Below are 15,258 nucleotides of genomic sequence, written 5' to 3'. Positions count from 1 at the left end.
TGCCAAATGTCTCATCCGGTCAAGCAGAACATCATTTCATGCTACCATAACTCGCGAATCATGACCAATATTCAGCGACGGTGTGCGCCATGCCACTCCCACTGTACGATGAGTCAGATTATCTTAAAGATCTCTCGAGGGTCATGAACACAAGCAGACCTCTTGCTTTGGTCGGCGCTGGAGCAAGTCTCGCATCCGGATACCCATCATGGCCGAAGCTGCTTGAGAAAATGCAAAAAAATCTGATAGATAAAAATCTTCTACCGCCCAAATTACCTCCCATCCTTGAAGCAATCAACGATCCTGCTTGGCAAGCCGAAGAGCTTTGCAGGCGGATGGATCCAGGCGATTTCGCAACCTTCATCACCGAGACGTTTCAGGCCCCGCTCGCGCTCAGAGAGCCGCATCACCGCATTGCCCGTCTCGGCTTTCGTCACGTCCTCACGACGAACTACGATCCATGTATCGAAATCGCGATGAAGCAGGCCAATCTGCCATTCATGCCGATCCACTGGTCCGATCCAGCCGACGTCAGAAAATTCTTCTTCTCATTGTCCGACACAACAGCGCAATCATGCATTGTATATCTTCATGGTCGTTATGACAAACCGGAACATATCGTCTTGACAGAGTCATCATACGCTCGCTCTTATCTCAACGATATATTTCAGCGCCGGATGATTGCCGTCTTCATGACGCAGCCGGTGGTGTTTATTGGCTTCTCAATGCAAGATCCCGAATTGAGCCAGATCCTGCGGGTCGTCCGTGCAAATCTCGGGGACGAGGCCACTCAGCATTACGGTATATTCGGATATCGAACGGAGCACGAGAAGGAGCTGATCGCTCGGCGGATGGAGGCCAAGTTCGGCCTGCGGGCTGTCTTCTACCGGATCGATACGACGAACCTGGAATACGAGGACCATTCTGGACTGATCGCTCTGCTGGATCGGATCCGCGACGGTCGCGCATTGGATGAGGGCGGGGGAGCCGAGGCCGCGCCGTTCGTGCCGGAGGTCGAGGCGGCGCTCCCCCTTGCAAAGGACAAGATTAACGATGTGGATCCTCTCGATCCGAACAAGGGCCGGTTCGGAGGCTTGCCCGAGACGGTGCATCGCCGGCTGCGCGTCGCGGATATCGAGGAGATCGGCGGACGGGAGTACCTCGCCTTCACGCTGATCGTCGAGAGCAAGCCGGGCGAACCGCGGCTGACAGGGCGCGTGCAGTTTCATCTGCATCCGACCTTCCCACGGAAGTGCTATACGGAGACGGCCAGGAACGGGAGCGCCAAGTTCCGGATCGACGTCGCTTACGGTGCGTTCACGGTTGGTGTGGTCATCGAGCGGGATCCTGCGGGCGCCAATCGTCTCGAACTCGACCTGAGCGAGGTGCCCGCGTTCCCACAATGGTTCCGTGAGCGGTGAGACCGCCGGTCCGGCCTGACATGGAAGCGCACCGATCCCGATGCGCGGCTCAAGGGAATCGCCAGGTTGACAACCTGGGGCCGGCTCAGCCTATGCGGGCTCGCTAACGCGTAAGGCAGGGCTTCAGGTGCGATGACGCCGCTCGGCGAAGATCTGGACAGGGGTCTCCGTGAGCGCCGGGCGCTGATCGGCATCGTCGGCCTCGGCTATGTCGGGCTGCCGCTGGCCCTCGCGGCCCTGCGCACGGGCTTCTCCGTGCTCGGCTTCGACACCAATCCGGAGCGGGTGGCGGCGCTCAACCGCGGGGCGGGCAGCTTCCACCACATTCCCGGCGAGGCCCTGGCGGAGGCGCTGCGGGCCGGCCGCTTCGCGGCCACCGGCGACATGGCGCGGCTGGCCGAGCCCGACGCGGTACTGATCTGCGTGCCGACGCCGCTCACCCGCCACCGCGAGCCCGACCTCTCCTACGTCGAGGCGACCGCGCGGGCCATCGCGGCCGCCCTGCGGCCGGGCCAGCTCGTCGTGCTCGAATCCACCACCTATCCGGGCACCACCGCGGAGGTGATGCGGCCGATCCTGGAGGCCGGGGGCCTCGCGGTCGGGCGGGACATCTTCCTCGCCTACTCGCCCGAGCGCGAGGATCCGGGCAACGCCCTCTCCACCGCGGAGATCCCCAAGGTGGTGGGGGCGGACGATCCCGCCTCGCGGCGGCTCGCCTGCGCCCTCTACGACGCGCTCACCGTCGCCACCGTTCCGGTGTCGAGCGCCGCCGCCGCGGAGGCGGTCAAGCTCACCGAGAACATCTTCCGTTCCGTCAACATCGCCCTCGTGAACGAGCTGAAGCTCGTCTACGACGCCATGGGCATCGACGTCTGGGAGGTGATCCAGGCCGCCGCCACCAAGCCCTTCGGCTTCATGCCGTTCTGGCCCGGGCCCGGCCTCGGCGGGCACTGCATCCCGATCGATCCGTTCTATCTTGCCTGGAAGGCGCGGGAATTCGACGTGCCGGCCCGCTTCATCGAACTGGCGGGCGAGGTCAACACCCGTATGCCCTACCACGTGGTCGAGCGGCTCGCGGCGGCGGTGGACCGGACCGGCCGGCCCTTCTCGGGGGCCCGGATCCTGGTGCTCGGCCTCGCCTACAAGCGCAACATCGACGATACCCGCGAGAGCCCGTCGCTGCGCCTGATGCGGCTCATCGAGGCGCGGGGCGCGAGCGCCCTCTACCACGACCCCCTGGTGCCGGTTCTGCCGCCGACCCGCGAGCACCCGGACCTCGCCGGGCGCCGCTCGCAGCCCCTCGACGCCGAGACCCTGGGCGCGGTCGACGCGGTGCTGATCGCCACCGACCACGACGGGGTCGACTACGCCCGGGTGGCCGAGCACGCGCGCCTCATCGTCGACACCCGCAACGTGATGGCGCGGCACGGGCTGTCCGGGCCGGGAATCCTGAAGGCCTGAGCGCATCGCCCGCAAGAAACGGGACGCGTGATCGCGGGACCCGTCGCATGACGGCGCGGGGACCGTCGCGTGACGGGCCCCCGACAGGACAGCCGGAGGACCGCCGATGCCGCCCGCCGTGAACCGCACCATGACGGGCGCCGAATGGGGCCTGCTCGTCGGCCTCTCCGTGCTCTGGGGCGGCTCCTTCTTCTTCAACCGGGTGGCGCTCCAGGCCCTGCCGCCGCTGACCCTGGTGACCCTGCGGGTCGGCCTCGCCGCGCTCCTGCTGACGCTCGTCGTGCGCGGGCAGGGCGGGCGCCTGCCGCGCGACCGGCGGATCTGGGCCGCCTTCCTGGGAATGAGGCTCCTCAACAACGCCGTCCCGTTCTCGCTGATCGTCTGGGGCCAGACCCACATCGCCTCGGGCCTCGCCGCGATCCTCAACGCCACGACGCCGCTCTGGACCGTGATCGTCGCCCACGGCCTCACGACGGACGAGCGCATGACCGGGCGGCGGCTCGCGGGCGTGCTGATCGGCCTTTGCGGCGTCGCCGTGATGGTCGGCCCGGCGGTGCTCGGCGGCCTCGGGACCGACGGCCTCGCGCAGGGCGCCATCCTGGCCGCGGCCATGTCCTACGCCGTCGCGGGCGTGTTCGGCCGCCGCTTCGCCCGGATGGGCGTGCCGCCTCTCGTCACCGCGGCCGGGCAGGTGACGGCCTCCAGCCTGCTGCTCGCGCCGCTCGCGCTCGCCCTCGACCGTCCCTGGACGCTGATGCCGCCGGGTCTGCCGGTCTGGGGCGCGGTGCTCGGCCTCGCGGCGCTCTCCACCGCGCTCGCCTACGTGCTGTTCTTCCGCCTCCTGGCGAGCGCGGGGGCGACGAACCTCGCCCTGGTGACCTTCCTCATTCCCGTCTGGGCGATCATCCTCGGAGCCCTCGTGCTGGGCGAGCACCTCGACCCGCGGCACTCTGCGGGCATGGGGCTCGTCGCGGCGGGCCTCGCCGCCATCGACGGCCGGCTGCTCGACCGCCTGCGGCGGCGGCCCGCCAGAGCAGCGCCCGATCACGCTGCAACCGGACGCTGCTCCAGGTCTTCGACTGTGCCGCGTTGTCTGCGACGAACCGGTAATCCACGGCGTCGGAAGAGGCTCTAATCCGTCGTCCGCGCCGTCCAGGTCGCGTGGCGCACGCCCGGGGCGCGCTCCAGGCCGCTGACCACCGCGTCGAGCTCGCCCGGCTCCACCGCCGTGCTCACCAGCGTCGCCACGAGCTCGATCTCGCCCTCGGCCGGCTCCTCCACCGCGATGTCGCTCACCGGGTAGTCGGCGGCCTCCAGCCGCTCGGTCAGGAGGTCGCGGTTGCGCCCGAGGCTCTCGCCATCCGTGGTCAGGCGCACCTCGTAGGTCGCCTCGGTCGCCCGCTCGTCGATCGGGATGCGGTTGATCGCGTTCACCAGCGGGCGCAGCAGGGTGTTGCCGGCGAGCACGCAGAGGGCGACGAGCACGGCCTCGCCGACGAGATCCGCCCCCGCGAAGGCGCCGACCGCGGCCGAGCCCCACAAAGTCGCCGCCGTGTTGAGGCCGCGCACGTTCATGCCCTCCTTCATGATCACGCCCGCGCCGAGGAAGCCGACGCCCGAGACCACGTAGGCGGTGACGCGCACGCCCCCGTCCGCACCGCTCAGGCGCATGCCGAGATCGACGAAGGCGGCGGCGCCCACCGCCACCAGGACCGTGGTGCGCAGGCCCGCCGTGCGCTGGCGGTACTGCCGCTCGGCCCCGATCAGGGTGCCGAGCAGGAAGGCGACGACGAGACTGACGGCGGAATCGAGGAAGGCCCCCGGCTGGAAGGCCTGAAAAGCCGCCATGCTCGCCATACCGAATCCCCCGCCGCCGAGAAGGCCGGCGGCTCTTACCCGGCGACACGCCGGAGCGGAAGGCGGCTGCGCCGGGGACGGCCGCTTCCGGACGCATTCCCAAAGTTATCCCCAACCCTGGCAAGCCCGGCCGCATCGTGGCAAGAACGACATCCGCGCGCGGGTCGAGGTATCGCCATGGGTCGTCTGGGGGTTTTTCCGTTTTTCAAGGAGGCGGGCGTCGACCTCGTCCCCTACGAGACCCGCTGCATCTGGCGCCGCTTCGAGCCCAACGAGGTGCTGGTCGACTTCGACGACGCCTCGACCGACGTCTACTTCCTGGCCACTGGCGAAGTGCGGATCCTCAACCGCACGCAATCGGGCAAGGAAGTGATCCTGGGGGAGATGCGCGGCGGTGAATTCTTCGGCGAACTCGCGGCGATCGACGGCGTCAGCCGCTCCGCCAACGTGACGGCACTCACCCGCGGCGAACTCTGCGTCGTGCCGGCTCCCGTCTTCCGCCAGATCGTCTTCGCGGCCCCGCCCATCGCCGACCGCCTGCTGCGCCTCCTCGCCAAGCGGGTCCGCGCGCTCAACAGCCGCCTGATGGAGCATGCGGTCCTCGACCTGCGCCACCGGCTCTACGCGGAACTGCTGCGGCTCTCCTCGCCGCGGATGGGCTCGGACGGCGAGCGCGTCGTCAGCCCGCCGCCCTATCACCACGTGCTCGCCGCCCGGATCGGCTGCCGCCGCGAGCAGGTGACGCGCGAATTCACGGTCATGGCCCAAGAAGGGCTCGTCGACCGCACCCGCGGCGCGCTGATCCTGCGCCGGCCGGACCTGCTGGAAGCCCGCGTCGCCGAGGCTTTGCGCGAGGACGGCTGATCTCCGCTCGGCCGGCGGCGTGCGATCGGCGTCCGACATCTTCCGAGGCCGGCTGCTCCGCCGGTCGCCGGGCGCGTCGGGCCGTGCCGCGGGCGGTCGATGCCGCGGGGGCGGGGTACGCCCTCCGGCCCTGCGCGTCATTCCAGTATGGCCGAGCACATTTCGAGCAGACACTTTCTTCCTCAGCGTTAGCCAATAATTATACTTTTTCGACCACTCTGTATTACCGACAGGAAACATAATATACCGGCGCCATCTATCGGCGGTCGCGCTGAGGAATCAGCTCAAGAATTCGAGGCATCTTCTTTCATTGAGCGCCTTCCGGGAGCAGCATTGCTGCGCACGGGCACCGGATGACCAGAACAGGACGCAGATCATGGCCTTGGCGATGTCAACGGCGAGCCGCACGTCACCCCTGCGGCCGGACACCGCGCGCGACGCCGCGACCGGGCATGGCCCGCGCCGCCGGGAAGCCTGACCGATGCTGCCGGACGTGCTGCACCTCTCTCCGGAGCGGATCGCGCCGCTCTCCGTGGGCTTGGCCGCCCTGTCGGCCGCGGCCATCGGGCTGCCGACGATCGGCCCGACGCCGAGTCTGATCGCCGTCGCGGCCGCCGGATGCACCGTGGCATGGTTCGCGGCCACGGCCACGCGCCTCTCGCTGCGGCCGCCGGAAGCGTCGGCACCGCCCGCTCCAGCCGCGCCGCCGGCCGCCGCGGCGGTGGCGGAACCCGTGCCGCCCCCGCCGCCCCCGCCGCCCGAAGGGCTGATCCGGCATTTCGGCGTCTACGACACGCTGTTCGAGCGGGCCCACCGGGATACGGCGTCGGTCACCGCCGAGACGGAGGCCGCGGCGTTCCGGATCCTGGAGAGCCTGCGGACGGTGGACGGGGCGATGACGGACCTGCTCGCCTTCCTCGAAGCCTCGGGCTCGAACAGCCGGGTGATCGAGATCGTCGATGAGACCGACCGGCAACTCGTCGCCAACCGCCGGCTGATCGCCGACTTCCTCGCGCGGCGCGACCGGGACGTCGCGGATTGCCGCACGCGCCTCGGCGAAATCGAAGCGGCGACCGATCACCTGACCACCGCCGTGGAGGGCATCCGCGGCCTCGCGCACCGGACGAACCTGCTCGCGCTCAACGCAGCCATCGAGGCGTCCCGGGCCGGCCAGTTCGGCGCCGGCTTCCGGATCGTCGCCTCGGAGGTCAAGCACCTCTCCCAGGAATCCGATCAGGCCGCGGCCCGCATCAACCAGGGCCTCGCGACCCTGCGCGATTCCATCCGCAGCAATCTCGTGGCGCTGGTCACGCAGCGCATCGAGGGCGAGCGCGCGGAACTGTCCCAGATCTCCACCGCCATCGCGCAGCTCACGGAGAACATGGAGCGCCTCGTCTCCCACCAGCGCGACACGCTGGTGAAGGTGCAGAACGAGAGCACCCGCATCTCCGAGCCGATCATCGCGCTCATCGCCTCGATCCAGTTCCAGGACGTGACGCGCCAGCGGCTCGAGCATCTGGAGACGATCTTCTCGGCCGCGCGGGAGAACCTTGGTTCGCTGACCCGGGCCGCGAATGCGAACGAGCCCTGGCCCGAGCCCGAGCCCCTCGCCGCCGCCGCCATGTCCGACGGACCGGCCCCGCCGCGCGATCCGTCCTCCTCCGCCAACGACATCGAACTCTTCTGAGGCCTGACGCAGGGACCGGCGGGATGAGATCCGGATGCACGGCCTTCCGTTCCATGCTAACCGAGGGTCACGCGCGCTCCGTGTCGAATCAGTGCCGCGGAACACGGGTGACGAAACAGCCATGGCATCGATCCTCCTCATCGACGACATTCCGGTGGTGCGGTTGACCGTCCGCAAGTTCCTGGAGCGCGGAGGCCACGGCGTCGAGGAATGCGGGTCGGTCCAGGAGGCAGAGGAGAGGCTGCGCGCCCGATCCTTCGACGTCGTCGTGACGGATCTCTGGATGCCCGGCGAGGATGGGCTGGCCCTGATCGACCGCATGAAGCGCCGCCATCGCGCCACGCCGGTGATCGCGATCACCGGCGGCGCACCGCGCTCCCCGCAGCGCGTCTCGATCGAGGAGGCCGCCCGGGCCGGGGCCGACCGCGTGCTGATGAAGCCCGTCGGCATGCAGGAGATCCTGTCCTGCGTCTCCGATCTGGTCGGGCGCGGCTGAGGCGGAGCGGCGTCATGCACAGTCTCGGCCGGATCCTGGCGCGGCAGCAGGACCACGTGCTCGACGCGTGGATCGACCGCCTGCGCGAGGCCGAAGGCGCCGGAGCGCCGCGGGCGGCCTCGCACCGTCTGCTCCGGATGGAGCTGGCGAGCTTTCTCGCGGCTCTGACAGAATATCTCTCGGGCGAAGATCTCGATCCGGCCGGGGCGAGCTTCAGGGCCGTCGAGGCGCAGGCCGCCGCGATCAGCGCGGCCCGGGCCGGAGACGGGTTCACGCCGACGGAAACGGCGACCCTGATCATGTCGCTCAAATCCGCCGCCGGAGAGGTCATCCGGCGGGAGAGCGCCGCCTCGGCGGCGGATCCCGGCGCATGGCTGGACTCCCTGAACACGGTCGTCGACCGCTTGGCGCTGGTGAGCTTCGCGGCCTATGTCGAGACGCGGGAGCGGCTCATCGAGCGCCAGAGCCGGGCCCTGCTCGACCTCGCCACGCCGGTCCTGCCGATCTGGCGCCACATCGTGCTGATGCCGCTCGTCGGCATCGTCGACACGCAGCGCGCGCGTCAGATCATGGAGTGGCTCCTCGACGCGCTGGCGCGCGAGGAGGCGCATGTCGCGATCCTCGACGTGACCGGCGTCCCGGTGATCGACAGCCGCGTCGCGCTGCACCTCGCCAAGACCGTCGAGGCGGCGCGGCTTCTCGGCGCGCAGGTCGTCGTCACCGGCATCAGCCCGGAAGCCGCGCAGACCCTCGTGAAGCTCGACGTCGACCTGTCGCGCATGGTCACCCGGGGAACCCTGCGGGCCGGCCTCGCCGAGGCCTTCCGCCTCCTGCGCACCGAGCACGCGGCCCGGGCCTCCGAGGCGGCCGCCTGATGCGCGTCCCCATCCTTCGCCTCGGCCGCGTCCTGCTGACCTCGGTCCCGGCCGATCTCACCGACCAGCAGGTGATGGACCTGCAGATCGACGCGCTCGCCCTGCTCAGGGACGGGCGGGCGGACGGTCTCGTGATCGACGTCACGGCGGTGGACGTGATCGATTCCTACATGGCCCGCATCCTCTCGGAGACCGCCCGGATGGTCGGGATCATGGGCGGCGTCGCGGTCCTCGTCGGCATGCGGCCGGCCGTGGCCCTGACGCTGGTCGAGATGGGCAAGGACCTGATCCGGATGGAGACGGCCTTCGACCTGGAAGGCGGCGTCGCGGCGGTCAGGCGCGTGATGGCCGCCCGTGGAGGTCGCCGTGACGACCCTCACGCCGCCTGACGGACAGGCCAGGAGCCCGGCCGGCGGCGCCGGCCTCCGCGGAGCGCTGGCGGCCCGCGTGATGATCCGGCGCCAGGACGATATTCTGACGGCCCGGCAAGCCGGGCGCGAGGCCGCCCGGGGCCTCGGCCTCGGCACCGCCGACCAGACGCGCCTCGCCACGGCGATTTCCGAGCTGGTGCGCAACGCGCTGCGCTACGCCGGCGGCGGGCAGTGCCGCATCTTCACCCACACGACCGGCTCCGAACAGGCGATCCTGATCGAGGTCGAGGATGACGGCCCGGGGATCGATAACGTCGCGGCAGCGTTGATGCCCGGCTATTCGACCGGAGGGAGCCTCGGTCTCGGATTGCCGGCCGTGCAGAAGCTGATGGACGACGTGTCCTTCGAGACGCGGCCGGGCTTCACCCGGATCACCGCCAGGATGGCACGACGTCGATGAGCCGGGCCATCGAGTCCCGAAGCTTCCGGGTGACCGCCGAGATCGACGTCGTCGAGGCGCGGCAGGCGGCCCGCCGGCTCGCCGAGCACCACGGCTTCGGCAAGGTCCGGGCCCACGCCTTCGCCACCGCCGTTTCGGAACTGGCGATGAACCTCGTTCTGCACGCCCGCCGCGGCGGCACCATCCATCTCGCGGTCCGGCAGGATGCGGGCCGGATGCTCATCGGCGTGACGGCGGAGGATGACGGCCCGGGCATCCCGGACACGGACCTCGCCATGCGGGACGGCTATTCGACGGGCGGGGGCCTGGGCTGCGGCCTGCCCGGCACGCGCCGGCTCGTCGATGAATTCTCGATCGCGTCGCGGCCGGGCGGTGGCACCCGCGTCGACGGCAGCATGTGGCGGGCATGAGGATCGGCGCGGCGTGGCGGGCCTTCCCGGGCGAGACGGTCTGCGGTGACGTGATGGGCTGGTGGCGCGAGGGCGCGGCGACCCTGGCCTGCATCGCCGACGGGCTCGGCCACGGGCCGGAGGCGCACCGGGCGGCGCGCTCCGTCGCCGCGGTGGCGCAGGAATGCGCCGGCGATCCCGCGGAGCGGCTCCGGCAGATCGACCGGGCCGTGCGGCACACCCGCGGCGCCGCCGCCATCCTGGTGCGGATCGATCCCGGCCCGATGACCCTGACGGTCGCGGCGACCGGCAACGTCCAGGGCGCGCTGTTCGGCCCGCGCACCCGGCGCTTCGAGGGTGCGGCGGGCATCGTCGGGGCAGGCCTGCGGCAGGTCGGGTCCCTCGACCTGCCCTACGCCGCGGCGGACCTGCTGGTGCTGTGGACGGACGGCCTGCGGCCCGTGGATCTGGACGAGTCCGCCCGGCGGCATCGGCGCGATCCCGACCGGCTCGCCGCCCTGCTGCTCGCCCGCTTCGGGACGGAAGGCGACGACTGCGCCGTCCTCTGCATCGACTTCGCGGACGGCCCCGGATGAGGGCGCTCCTCGACCGCTACGCGGACGGGATGGCCCGCTACGTCGCGACGGAGGCGGAGGCGGCCCTCGTCGAGATCGAGGAACTCGGCCGCACGGCGATCGCCGAGAACCGCTCCCTGGAGGAGATCGCGGAGCTGCACGAGGCAGCGGCCCTGGCGCTGGCGGAGACGGGCGTGCCGATGGGCGAGCCGGCGATCATCCGGCGCATGTCGGCCTGCCTGAGCGCGCTCACCATCTCGGCGGCCGTCGCCTACCGCACGGCCCTCGACCTGCTCGCACGGCAGCGGTTGGAGGAGCATCGGCGGAGCGAGCGGGAGCGGCAGCGCCTGGAGAGCCTCGGCACGCTGGTCGGCTCCGTCGCGCACGAACTCAACAACCTGCTCCAGCCCGTGCACGGGCTGACCGAGATCATGCTGGCCGACCTCGACGCGCGACCGCCCGAGCGGGCGGACCTCGAGATCGTGCTGGACTGCGCGGGCCAAGCCGTGACGGTGATCCGGAGCATCCTCGCCTATGTCCGGCGCGAGACGAGCCCGCCGCGCCGCATCGCCCTCGGCGCCGCGGTGTCGGCCGCCTGCGACTTCCTCCAGTCGATGCTGCGCCAGCCCCTCGCCGTCACCATCGCCGACCGGACCTCCCCGGTCCTGGCCGCGGAGGGGGAACTCACCCAGATCCTGATGAACCTCGTGCGGAACGCCATGCAGGCGGAGGCGGCCCGGATCACGGTCCGGGTCGAGGGCTGGGAGCGGCCCTGGATCGCCCCCGGCCGCGCCGGCGGCGACCCGCCCATGCCGTGCCTGCGGCTCTCGGTGACGGATGACGGGCGCGGCATGCCCCCCGAGGTCGCCGCCCGCGCGGCCGATCCGTTCTTCACGACGAAGCCGCCGGGGCAGGGGACCGGGCTCGGCCTCGCCATCGTCCGGGGCATCGTCGCCGACTGGTCCGGGGAGATGGAGATCACCTCGCGGCCGGGCGCGGGCACGAGCGTCGCGATCTACCTGCCGGTGGCGCTCGGGCCGGGCGCCGGCTCCGGCCCGTAGGCCGCGAAGAACACCCGCACCGCCTCGCCGATCAGGTAGGATTTCTCCGCCGCGGTCGGCGGATCGCCCACCGCGAAGAGCAGCCGGCGCAGGGTGCCGCTCGCGCAGAGATCGAGGAAGTGGCGCGCCGCGAGCTTGGTGTCGGCCGGGCGCAGGCGCCCCGCCGCCACCTGCGCGTCGAGATAGACCCGCAGCCGCTCGGTCCCCTGCACGGGGCCCGCCTCGTAGAAGGCCCGGCCGAAGCGCGGGAACTTCTCCGAGGCCCCGATCACCATCCGGACCGAGGCGATGTGCTCGGGCCGGGACATCGCGTCGACGAAGCTGAGGCCGAGGCGGCGCAGCACCGCCGGCACGTCCGGGTCGTCGGTGTCGAGCCGGAACAGGTTCTCGGCCAGCCCGCACTTCTCCTCGATGGTCAGCGCCTCGAACAGCGCCTCCTTGCTGTCGAAGTAGACGTAGAGCGTGCCCTTCGAGACGCCGGCCGCCTTGGCGATGCCGCCCATGCTCGCCCCGTCGAAGCCGCAGGCGAGGAAGACCTCGCGGGCCCCGTCGAGGATCTGCCGGCGCTTGTCGCTTTCCGAGGCGTCGAGGGTGGGGGCGTCTGTCATGCCGAAAACCATCCGGGCGACGGCCGGGCCGGTCAATCCGGCCTTTCGCCGCTCTCGGCCGGTCACCCGCGCGCCGCGTTGACCGAACCGTTCGGTCAATCTATACCGATGACCAGCGGCGGCGGTCAACCGCGCCGGCCTGTCGGGAATCCAGCCATGGCCTTTCGGGACGACTACGCGCAGGGACGGGCCGTCGCGCCGGGCGAGGCCGCGGAGGCGGCAAAGCCCGCCAAGCCCCGCCGCCTGCGCCGGATCGTGCTGCCCCTCGTGCTGCTCGCCGCCCTCGGGGCGGGCGGCTCCTTCGGCTACGACTGGTACACGACGGGCCGCTTCATCATCGGCACCGACGACGCCTACGTGCAGGCCGACATCGCCACGCTCGCCGCCAAGGTCTCCGGCTACCTCGCCGCCGTCCCGGTGGTGAACGGGCAGGCGGTCAGGGCGGGCGAGGTGATCGCGCGCATCGACGACGGCGACTACCGCCTCGCGCTGCGCGCCGCGGAGGACAAGCTCGCCACCCAGACGAGCACGATGGCGCGCATCGCCCGGCAGGTCGAGGCGGCGCGCGCCCAGGTGGCCCAGGCCGAGGCGCAGATCGCGGCGGCCCGCGCCGATCAGGTGCGCGCGGCGGCCGACCACCAGCGCCAGATGCAGCTCGCGCAGGTGGAATTCGCCGCCCGGGCGCGGCTGGAGCAGGCGCGGGCCGACCGGGACCGCTCGGACGCCAACGTCAAGGCCGCGGAGGCGGGCCTCCTCGCCGCCCGGGCCAACGTCGCGGTGCTGGAGGCGCAGGGCAAGGAGGCCGAGAGCCTCGCCGCCGAACTCAGGACCGCCGTCGACCGCGCCGCGCGCGACCTCTCCTTCACGGTGCTGCGGGCGCCCTTCGACGGGGTGGTCGGCAACAAGGCCGTGGAGGCGGGGGCCTACGTGGCCCCGGGCTCGCGCGTCGCCGCGCTGGTGCCCCTCGACAGCGTGCGGATCGACGCGAACTTCAAGGAGACGCAGCTCGCCCGCATGCGGGTCGGCCAGCCGGTCCACATCCGGGTCGATGCCTGGCCCGACCGCGACATCGTCGGCACGGTGGAGAGCTTCTCGCCGGCCTCGGGCTCGGTCTTCAGCCTGCTGCCGCCCGACAACGCCACCGGCAACTTCACCAAGATCGTCCAGCGCCTGCCCGTGCGGGTGCGGGTGCCGGCCGAGGTCGCCCGCGAGGGGCTGCTGCGCCCCGGCCTCTCGGTGGTGGCCCGCGTCGACACGCGCGGCCCCTCCGAGACGGCGACGCCCGACCGCACCCTGATCTCGCGGGTGGCCCCGGTGCGCACCGCGGGCGCCCGGGAGTAGGGCCGGTGGCCGCCGCCCAAGCCGCCATGCAAGCCACCATGCAAGCCGCCGCTCCGGCGGCGGCCGAGCCGCCCCTCGACCGCCGCCGCATGGTGGCGTTCGTCTGCATGGTGTTCGGGATGTTCATGGCGATCCTGGACATCCAGATCGTCTCGGCCTCCCTCGCCGAGATCCAGGCCGGCCTCTCGGCCTCCGCGGACGAGATCCCCTGGGTTCAGACGAGCTACCTGATCGCCGAGGTGATCTCGATCCCGCTCTCGGGCATGCTCTCGCGGGTGCTCTCGACCCGCTGGATGTTCGTGATCTCGGCGGGCGGCTTCACCCTGATGAGCCTGATGTGCGCCACCTCGTCCTCGATCGGCGAGATGATCCTGTGGCGCGCCCTGCAGGGCTTCATCGGCGGCGGCATGATCCCGACCGTCTTCGCCTCGGCCTTCACGATCTTCCCGCCCTCGAAGCGCAGCATCGTCTCGCCGATGATCGGCCTCGTGGCCACCCTCGCGCCCACCATCGGGCCGACGGTCGGTGGCTACCTCACCGACCTGTTCAACTGGCACTGGCTGTTCCTGGTCAACATCGTGCCGGGCCTGTTCGTCACGGTTTCGACCTGGGCGCTGGTCGATTTCGACCAGCCGAACCTCGACCTCCTGAAGCGCTTCGACTGGGCCGGCCTCGGCTTCATGGCGGCCTTCCTCGGCTGCCTCGAATACGTGCTGGAGGAGGGCCCCCTGCACGACTGGTTCCAGGAGGAGGCGGTGTTCCTCGCCGCGATCGTCTGCGCGGTGTCGGGGGTGCTGTTCTTCTGGCGGGCCTTCACGGCGGCGCAGCCGATCGTGGACCTGCGCGCCTTCTCGGACCGCAACTTCGCGGGGGGCTGCGTCTTCAGCTTCGTGCTCGGCATCGGCCTCTACGGGCTGACCTACCTCTATCCGGTCTATCTCGGCCGCGTGCGGGGCTACTCGGCGTTGCAGATCGGCGAGACGATGTTCGTCTCGGGGCTCTGCATGTTCGCCACCGCCCCCATCGCCGGCCGGTTCTCGGGCCGGGTCGATCCGCGGATCATGATGGCGATCGGCTTCACGGGCTTCGCGGCCGGCACCTGGATCGTCACCGGCATCACCAAGGACTGGGACTTCTGGGAGCTGCTGCTGCCGCAGGTGCTGCGCGGCTGCTCGCTCATGCTGTGCATGATCCCGATCAACAACATCGCGCTCGGCACCCTGCCGCCGGCCCGGATGAAGAACGCCTCGGGCCTCTACAACCTGACGCGCAACCTGGGCGGGGCGGTCGGCCTCGCGCTGATCAACACGGCGCTGAACGACCGCTGGGACCTGCACCTCGCGCGCCTGCACGAGCGCTTCACCTGGACGAACCCGATGGTGCTGGAGCGCCTCGACGCGATGGCGCGCGGTTTCGCGGGCCTCGCGGGCGATCCCGACCGGATGGCCCTGAAGGCGATGATGGGCACCGTGCGGACGCAGGGCCTGCTGATGAGCTTCTCGGACGTGTTCCTGATGCTCACCGGGCTGTTCCTGGCCATGGCCTGCGCGACGCCGCTGATCCGCCGGCCGCGGGCGGGGGCCAGCGGGGGCGGCCACTGAGACACGGCCCGGACGAGGGCCGGCCGGGACGTGGGGATCTCAGCCGCCCTGCGCCTCCGGTGACCACCCGGCGATCGACCCGATGCGACGCCCGAATCCGAGAGCGGCGCCGCCGACCGCGATCGGCCCCGGGGACGCCCCGCGGGATCGGGTCGTGCACCGGGATATCAGACAAGCACGATCGCGCGGGA

The 15,258-nt window shown here is 70.8% G+C and carries 16 protein-coding genes; 14 read left to right on the top strand and 2 right to left on the bottom strand.

The window, feature by feature from the left end; translation table 11 throughout:
* Positions 1 to 143: 143 nt before the first annotated feature.
* The 3 genes from ACE101_RS26705 (at position 144) to ACE101_RS26695 (ending at position 4,017) form a co-directional block, all read left to right on the top strand.
* On the top strand, positions 144 to 1,421 hold the full coding sequence (locus tag ACE101_RS26705; protein WP_379136239.1) for an SIR2 family protein: 1,278 nt from the start codon (positions 144 to 146) through the stop codon (positions 1,419 to 1,421).
* 132 nt (positions 1,422 to 1,553) lie between these two features.
* On the top strand, positions 1,554 to 2,882 hold the full coding sequence (locus tag ACE101_RS26700; protein WP_379136237.1) for a nucleotide sugar dehydrogenase: 1,329 nt from the start codon (positions 1,554 to 1,556) through the stop codon (positions 2,880 to 2,882).
* 106 nt (positions 2,883 to 2,988) lie between these two features.
* Positions 2,989 to 4,017: a DMT family transporter gene (locus ACE101_RS26695; RefSeq protein ID WP_379136234.1), complete on the top strand. Its 1,029-nt coding sequence runs from the start codon at positions 2,989 to 2,991 to the stop codon at positions 4,015 to 4,017.
* Here the strand turns inward: ACE101_RS26695 and ACE101_RS26690 are convergent.
* Positions 4,014 to 4,730 carry an MgtC/SapB family protein gene (locus tag ACE101_RS26690; protein WP_379136231.1) on the bottom strand — a complete coding sequence of 239 codons (717 nt, stop codon included), beginning with the start codon at positions 4,728 to 4,730 and terminating at the stop codon, positions 4,014 to 4,016. The genes ACE101_RS26695 and ACE101_RS26690 overlap by 4 nt on opposite strands.
* Before the next feature lie 186 nt (positions 4,731 to 4,916).
* Here ACE101_RS26690 and ACE101_RS26685 point away from each other — a divergent pair, with 186 nt between their 5' ends.
* The 9 genes from ACE101_RS26685 to ACE101_RS26645 all read left to right on the top strand — a co-directional run bounded on the left by ACE101_RS26685 (position 4,917) and on the right by ACE101_RS26645 (position 11,517).
* Entirely contained in the window at positions 4,917 to 5,603 is a 687-nt protein-coding gene (locus ACE101_RS26685; RefSeq protein WP_379136228.1) for a Crp/Fnr family transcriptional regulator, read from the top strand.
* 481 nt (positions 5,604 to 6,084) lie between these two features.
* On the top strand, positions 6,085 to 7,290 hold the full coding sequence (locus ACE101_RS26680; protein ID WP_379136225.1) for a methyl-accepting chemotaxis protein: 1,206 nt from the start codon (positions 6,085 to 6,087) through the stop codon (positions 7,288 to 7,290).
* Positions 7,291 to 7,411: 121 nt separating this feature from the next.
* Positions 7,412 to 7,786 carry a response regulator gene (locus ACE101_RS26675; RefSeq protein ID WP_379136222.1) on the top strand — a complete coding sequence of 125 codons (375 nt, stop codon included), beginning with the start codon at positions 7,412 to 7,414 and terminating at the stop codon, positions 7,784 to 7,786.
* A gap of 14 nt (positions 7,787 to 7,800) precedes the next feature.
* Positions 7,801 to 8,661 carry an STAS domain-containing protein gene (locus tag ACE101_RS26670; protein WP_379136219.1) on the top strand — a complete coding sequence of 287 codons (861 nt, stop codon included), beginning with the start codon at positions 7,801 to 7,803 and terminating at the stop codon, positions 8,659 to 8,661.
* Positions 8,661 to 9,050: an STAS domain-containing protein gene (locus ACE101_RS26665; RefSeq protein ID WP_379136216.1), complete on the top strand. Its 390-nt coding sequence runs from the start codon at positions 8,661 to 8,663 to the stop codon at positions 9,048 to 9,050. The genes ACE101_RS26670 and ACE101_RS26665 overlap by 1 nt, the downstream gene beginning before the upstream one ends.
* On the top strand, positions 9,028 to 9,492 hold the full coding sequence (locus ACE101_RS26660; RefSeq protein ID WP_379136213.1) for an ATP-binding protein: 465 nt from the start codon (positions 9,028 to 9,030) through the stop codon (positions 9,490 to 9,492). The genes ACE101_RS26665 and ACE101_RS26660 overlap by 23 nt, the downstream gene beginning before the upstream one ends.
* Entirely contained in the window at positions 9,489 to 9,902 is a 414-nt protein-coding gene (locus ACE101_RS26655; RefSeq protein ID WP_379136211.1) for an ATP-binding protein, read from the top strand. The genes ACE101_RS26660 and ACE101_RS26655 overlap by 4 nt, the downstream gene beginning before the upstream one ends.
* Complete coding sequence (locus tag ACE101_RS26650) at positions 9,899 to 10,477, top strand: SpoIIE family protein phosphatase (RefSeq protein WP_379136209.1); 579 nt, start codon at positions 9,899 to 9,901, stop codon at positions 10,475 to 10,477. Before ACE101_RS26655 ends, ACE101_RS26650 begins: the two co-directional genes overlap by 4 nt.
* On the top strand, positions 10,474 to 11,517 hold the full coding sequence (locus tag ACE101_RS26645) for an ATP-binding protein (protein ID WP_379136207.1): 1,044 nt from the start codon (positions 10,474 to 10,476) through the stop codon (positions 11,515 to 11,517). Before ACE101_RS26650 ends, ACE101_RS26645 begins: the two co-directional genes overlap by 4 nt.
* On the opposite strand, the gene ACE101_RS26640 is transcribed toward ACE101_RS26645, so the two are convergent.
* Positions 11,472 to 12,125, bottom strand: coding sequence for a TetR/AcrR family transcriptional regulator (locus ACE101_RS26640; protein ID WP_379136205.1), 654 nt, complete (start codon positions 12,123 to 12,125; stop codon positions 11,472 to 11,474). The two genes, ACE101_RS26645 and ACE101_RS26640, sit on opposite strands and share 46 nt — an antisense overlap.
* A 156-nt stretch (positions 12,126 to 12,281) precedes the next feature.
* Here ACE101_RS26640 and ACE101_RS26635 point away from each other — a divergent pair, with 156 nt between their 5' ends.
* Both ACE101_RS26635 and ACE101_RS26630 read left to right on the top strand, forming a co-directional pair.
* On the top strand, positions 12,282 to 13,466 hold the full coding sequence (locus ACE101_RS26635; protein ID WP_379136203.1) for an HlyD family secretion protein: 1,185 nt from the start codon (positions 12,282 to 12,284) through the stop codon (positions 13,464 to 13,466).
* Between the two features lie 26 nt (positions 13,467 to 13,492).
* A complete protein-coding gene (locus ACE101_RS26630) occupies positions 13,493 to 15,067 on the top strand; it encodes a DHA2 family efflux MFS transporter permease subunit (protein ID WP_379138951.1) in 1,575 nt (524 codons plus the stop codon).
* Positions 15,068 to 15,258: the final 191 nt, after the last annotated feature.

The organism is Methylobacterium carpenticola (genome assembly GCF_042748905.1).
Classification (GTDB): Bacteria; Pseudomonadota; Alphaproteobacteria; order Rhizobiales; family Beijerinckiaceae; genus Methylobacterium; species Methylobacterium carpenticola.
The sequence above is the reverse complement of the archived record's forward strand: the minus strand, read 5'-3'. Positions and strand labels throughout refer to the sequence as shown.